This window comes from Kocuria palustris (genome assembly GCF_007666205.1).
GTDB lineage: Bacteria > Actinomycetota > Actinomycetes > Actinomycetales > Micrococcaceae > Kocuria > Kocuria palustris_A.
The window spans coordinates 1-4,902 of the sequence record NZ_VDOR01000029.1 but is presented as its reverse complement, the minus strand read 5'-3'; the positions used below and the strand labels follow the sequence as shown (position 1 = coordinate 4,902).

5 protein-coding genes are annotated in these 4,902 nt (G+C 67.5%); 2 read left to right on the top strand and 3 right to left on the bottom strand.

The window, feature by feature from the left end; translation table 11 throughout:
* Positions 1-12 precede the first annotated feature (12 nt).
* From FSY66_RS12300 to FSY66_RS12290, 3 genes are read right to left on the bottom strand one after another with little or no spacing between them, the layout of a single operon-like run.
* On the bottom strand, positions 13-324 hold the full coding sequence (locus FSY66_RS12300) for a transposase (protein WP_144795361.1): 312 nt from the start codon (positions 322-324) through the stop codon (positions 13-15).
* Positions 325-369: 45 nt separating this feature from the next.
* Positions 370-1,518: a sensor histidine kinase gene (locus tag FSY66_RS12295; RefSeq protein ID WP_144795359.1), complete on the bottom strand. Its 1,149-nt coding sequence runs from the start codon at positions 1,516-1,518 to the stop codon at positions 370-372.
* On the bottom strand, positions 1,515-2,225 hold the full coding sequence (locus FSY66_RS12290) for a response regulator transcription factor (RefSeq protein ID WP_144795357.1): 711 nt from the start codon (positions 2,223-2,225) through the stop codon (positions 1,515-1,517). Before FSY66_RS12290 ends, FSY66_RS12295 begins: the two co-directional genes overlap by 4 nt.
* A 159-nt stretch (positions 2,226-2,384) precedes the next feature.
* On the opposite strand from FSY66_RS12290, the gene FSY66_RS12285 reads away from it, so the two are divergent.
* Together FSY66_RS12285 and FSY66_RS12280 are read left to right on the top strand one after the other, a co-directional pair.
* Positions 2,385-3,881, top strand: a complete 1,497-nt coding sequence (locus FSY66_RS12285; RefSeq protein WP_144795355.1) for a multicopper oxidase family protein — start codon at positions 2,385-2,387, stop codon at positions 3,879-3,881.
* The gene (locus FSY66_RS12280; RefSeq protein ID WP_061712861.1) at positions 3,878-4,744 is read left to right on the top strand and encodes a F510_1955 family glycosylhydrolase; all 867 of its coding nucleotides are present in this window, start codon (positions 3,878-3,880) and stop codon (positions 4,742-4,744) included. Before FSY66_RS12285 ends, FSY66_RS12280 begins: the two co-directional genes overlap by 4 nt.
* Positions 4,745-4,902 lie beyond the last annotated feature (158 nt).

Genomic DNA, 4,902 nt, shown 5'->3' with positions numbered 1-4,902 from the left:
TATCTGACACCATCAGAGAAGCTCGCAGAGTTCCTTGCGCTCACCGCTTGAATCCGCCATCTCATTGGCGCGGCGGGCTTCGGCGAGTTCTCGACGCAGCCTGCGATTCTCTTCGCCCAGGCTCTCGTCAGTGGCGGGTGCCGGTGTGGCCTTGCTTGCTGTGATGGCTTGGTTGCACCAGGCGCGCAGGGTCTCGGGGCCGCAGCCCAGCGACTCGGCCACGACTCGGATGGAGGCCGCGCGTGGTCCGCCCTCGGTGGCTTGGCGGTCGAAGACCATCCGCACGGCGCGTTCGCGGAACTCGGGGGTGAACTTCTTGGGCATGATCCGATTCTCCTTCAGGAAGCTCGGAACCAAACCCAGGGCGCTTCAATTTCGTGCGCTCACCGTAGCCGGGGATGACCCAGTCCGCTGGTGGGCGGGTAGCTCCACCGTGAAGACCGCGCCCTGCCCGCGACCAGGGGAGGTGGCTGTGAGACGTCCGCCGTGGGCTTCGGCCAGGGCCTTGGAAATGGTCAGGCCGATCCCGGAGCCACCATGGTCGCGGTCGCGGGCGGTGTCACCGCGGTAGAAACGTTCAAAAAGGTGAGGTATCTGCTCCAGGCTGATGCCGTCGCCGGTATCGGCGACACGGATGGCCACCCGCCCTGGGCCCTGCCGGTTGGCGCTGAGCGTGACCTGTCCGCCGGCTGGGGTGTGGCGCAGGGCGTTGGAGAGCAGGTTGCCCAGCACCTGGCCCATGCGTTGCCGGTCGGCCTCGATGTCCCCGGCGGTCTCGTCGACGTCGATGTTCAGGGCCACGCCTTTGGCGGCGTAGGCCTCCCGGTAGGCCTCGGCGGCCGCGCGCACCAGCTCGGCCACAGGTTGTTCGGTGCGGTCCAAGATGACGCGGCCCTCCTCCGCGCGGGAGACGTCGTTGATGTCTTCCACCAGCCGGGTGAGGCGGGCGAGCTGTTCCCCCATGAGCTCGCTGGTGGTCTCGTCCCAGTGGGCGACCTCGTCCTGGAGTGCCTCCAGGTAGACCGTGAGCACGGAGATGGGGGTGCGCATCTCGTGGGCCAGGTCGGAGAGCATTCGTCGGCGGGTGTCTTCGGTGCGCTCCAGCTGGGCGGCCATGGTGTTGAACGCCCCGGCGAGGGCGTCCACCTCAGCGCCGGCGCCCATGGCGGGGACCCGGGTGTCGTAGCGGCTGCGGGCCATGGCCTGGGCCGCGTGGGTGAGCGCGTCGATCGGGCGCTGGAGGCGGCGGGTGAACACCAAGGTGACGCCCAGGGCGCATACCAGGGCAGTGGCCAGGGCCATCCCCAGGGTCCAGAGGTTGGTGTCGCGGTAGGCCTGTTCCACGTGCATCAGCTGGGTGGCGTCGTGCCCGGCCCCAGCGCGCAGCAGGTGCTCGTGGAAGATCGCCGGGCCCACTATGGAGGCGGCGAGGACCGCGGCGAGGATGCTGGCGATCACCACGATGGTTTGCGCCAGGAAGAACCGGGAGGCCAAGCCTCGTGGGCGGTGCCTGCTCATCGGCTTGCCATGCGGTAACCGACCCCTCGGACCGTGCTGATGCAGTCAAGATCGGGGTGTGCCTCCATGAGTTTGCGGCGCAGATGCCCGATGTGCACGTCCACGATCCGCTCGTCGCCCACCCAGGACGGATCCCACACGATGTCGATGAGCTGACGGCGGGAGTAGGCCCGTCCGGGGCCGGCCGAGAGTGTGGCCAAAAGATCGAACTCGGTGCGCGTCAGTGCGACCGCGGCCCCGCTCACCCGGGCCTCGTGGGCAGCGAGGTCGATGACCAGGTCCCCGAAGACCCATGGGGCCTCTCGAACGGTGACGGTGCGCGGGCGTCGCAGCACGGCCTGGACCCGTGCGACGAGTTCGCGCACGCTGAAGGGCTTGGTGATGTAGTCATCGGCGCCCACCTCCAGTCCGGTCAGCTTGTCGTCCTCGTCCCCACGGGCGGTGAGTATGAGCACATAGCACTCGGAGAAAGACCGAAGGGCACGGCACACCTCGATCCCGTCCAGACCTGGCAGCCCCAGATCCAGGACCACCACATCCGGGTGCTGGTTTCGGGCTGCTTTAAGGGCCGCGGGGCCGGTGTGGGCCTGGTCCACGGTGTAGCCGGCGCGGGAGAGATACGTCGCGATCATCTGCGCTAGGGCCTTCTCGTCGTCGACCACGAGCACCCGTCCCGGATGGGACGGGGAATCGATGCCTGGGTTCATGCCTCCAGTGTCGTCCCCACGCTGTGATCGGGTGACCGCAAGAGCGCAGGTCATCTGCGATCTTCGCTGAATCTTCACAATAATCCCGGTCTCTACGCCTGTGCGCGGATCCAGAATGGTTGTCGTCGTTCGTGCCCTGCTGTGCCTCGGAAAGGAATCATGAATCAGGTTTCCCGCAGACGGATGTTGACTGGTGGCTTCGGCCTGCTCGGTGCTGGTGTCCTGGCAGGGGGTGCACCTGCTGCGGGTTCCTCCGCGGCACCGTCACTTCCCGGCCGGGCTCTGGTGGAGAAGACGCTTGTCGCGCAGCCGGCGACCCTGGACTTGGGAGGCTTGCAGGTCGATACGTGGGCCTACGGTGACACGGTCCCTGGACCGCTGATCCGGGCCACGGCCGGGGACCGGCTACGGATCACCGTCGACAACCAGTTGCCGGCCGAGACCACCGTGCATTGGCATGGCATCGCCCTGGAAGCCGCTGCCGACGGGGTGCCAGGGTTGACCCAGGACCCGATCGCCACCGGGAGCACCTACACCTACGAATTCACCGCACCGGATCCGGGGACCTACTTCTACCACCCCCACGTCGGGGTTCAACTGGACCGGGCTCTGTACGCCCCGCTGATCATCGATGACCCCAGAGAACCAGGGCGCTATGACCACGAATGGGTGCTCGTGCTCGATGACTGGCTCGACGGCACGGGACGCACGCCCGAGGACGTGCTCCAGGCGCTCACCTCCTCCAGTGGGAACGGGGCCGGCCACGGGGGCATGACCGGAATGGACCACGGGGACATGGACATGAGCTCCCCGGAGGCTATGGGCGGTATGGATCACGCACCGATGAAGGGCGGTGGAGACTCGCCCTACGGCGAGGACGCCGGGGACGTGACCTACCCGCATTACCTGGTCAACGGCAAGGTGCCGGAGGCCCCGGATGTGCTGGCCGCCAAGCCGGGGGACCGGGTGCGGCTGCGGATCATCAATGCCGCCGCCGACACCATCTTTACCGTCGCTCTCGGCGGGCACCGCATGGAGGTGACCCACACCGATGGGTTCCCCGTGAAGCCGCAGGAGACGGACGCGCTGGCCATCGGCATGGGCGAACGTTACGACGCGATCGTCACCCTAGCTGACGGGGTCTTCCCGTTCGTGGCCGCCCCCATGGGTAAGGACGGTCAGGCCATGGCGTTGATCCGCACCGGCTCCGGCGCCGCACCGGCCCCGACGGTGACGCCGAAGGAACTGCGTTGCCCGGCCTTGATCGGCGCCGAACTGGAGCCGGCCGACAGCGCCCGGTTGGAGACCCGGGACGTCGAAGTGGCCCTGCCTATGGCGCTGACCGGACAGATGGACCCTTACCAGTGGGGGTTCAACGGCGCTCCATACGGCAAGAATGACCCGCTGATGATCCGAGAAGGCCAACGCGTCCAGCTGGACGCGGCCAACCAGACCATGATGGCCCACCCGCTGCACGTCCACGGCCACACCTTCGCCCTGCCCAACGGATTACGCAAAGACACGGTCATGCTCGCCCCGATGCAATCCCTGGCCCTGCAACTGCAAGCCGACAATCCCGGGGATTGGATGGTCCACTGCCACAACCTGTACCACGGCGAGGCCGGAATGATGATCGCGATGAGATACCGCCGATGACGCTCATGCCCCGACGGGCTCTCCTCGGTTTGGGCCTGGTCACAGGGACCGGGCTGGCGGTCGCAGCTTGCTCCCCGCAGCCGGGTACCTCCACATCGGCCCCCTCCGGTGAGGGCGCCGGCGAGGCCACGGCGATCACTCATGTCCATGCCATCACGCGCGCTCCGGCCGACGGGGCCGTGCTGCTGGCCACCCACGAGGGCCTCTACCGTCTCGAGGACGGGGACCTGACCAGAGCCGGGCCCATCGTGGATCTGATGGGCTTCACCATCGCCGCCGACGGCCGCTACCTGGCCTCAGGCCACCCCGGCCTGGGCGTGGACCTACCCGAGCCATTGGGGCTGGCCGAGTCCGCCGACGGCGGGCAGAGCTGGAGTGTGCTCTCTCGCGGCGGGGAATCGGATTTCCACGCCCTGGCTGCCGGCCCCGCCGGGATCATCGCCTTCGATGGGCAACTTCGGTTCAGCCCCGACGGGCGCACCTGGCAGATGCGCGCCATTCCCTCGGCCCCGGTTTCTTTGGCCGTGTCCCCGAAATCGGGAGCGGTGCTGGCTGCCACAGAAAACGGCGTGCTGCGCTCCACCGACGACGGCGCCAGCTGGTCCCCCCTGAACACCCCCCAGCTGGCCTCACTGGTGGCCTGGGCCGACGACCGCACCATCGCCGCCACAGGGATTGACGGGCGCCTGCTGACCAGCACCGATGCCGGTGCTAACTGGACCTCCAGTGAAGAACCCCTCGGGGAGATCACCGCCCTGGGGGCCAGCCGCACCGATGACGGTGACGTAGAAGCGCTGCTGATGGCAAAAAACCAGGTGCTGCGCACGGTCGACGGGGGAGCGACAACACAGCAGCTGCTGTGACAGCTGGGCTGTGAGCTGACCAGGGCCGAGAATGCCCACCGGGCGGGACTTACCGCAACAAGACAACTTCAGGGAGACGACCATGAGCGAGGCCTCTAAGTGTTGTGGGTCATGAGGTTCTTGGCGCGGGTGCGTCGATGAGATGAGGAACGGGCTCC

What these genes read in the sequence shown, in the direction of transcription:
- FSY66_RS12285 (WP_144795355.1), top strand. Translation starts at nt 2,385, where the DNA reads ATGAATCAGGTTTCCCGCAGACGGATGTTGACTGGTGGCTTCGGCCTG.
- FSY66_RS12300 (WP_144795361.1), bottom strand. Translation starts at nt 324, where the DNA reads ATGCCCAAGAAGTTCACCCCCGAGTTCCGCGAACGCGCCGTGCGGATG.
- FSY66_RS12280 (WP_061712861.1), top strand. Translation starts at nt 3,878, where the DNA reads ATGACGCTCATGCCCCGACGGGCTCTCCTCGGTTTGGGCCTGGTCACA.
- FSY66_RS12295 (WP_144795359.1), bottom strand. Translation starts at nt 1,518, where the DNA reads ATGAGCAGGCACCGCCCACGAGGCTTGGCCTCCCGGTTCTTCCTGGCG.
- FSY66_RS12290 (WP_144795357.1), bottom strand. Translation starts at nt 2,225, where the DNA reads ATGAACCCAGGCATCGATTCCCCGTCCCATCCGGGACGGGTGCTCGTG.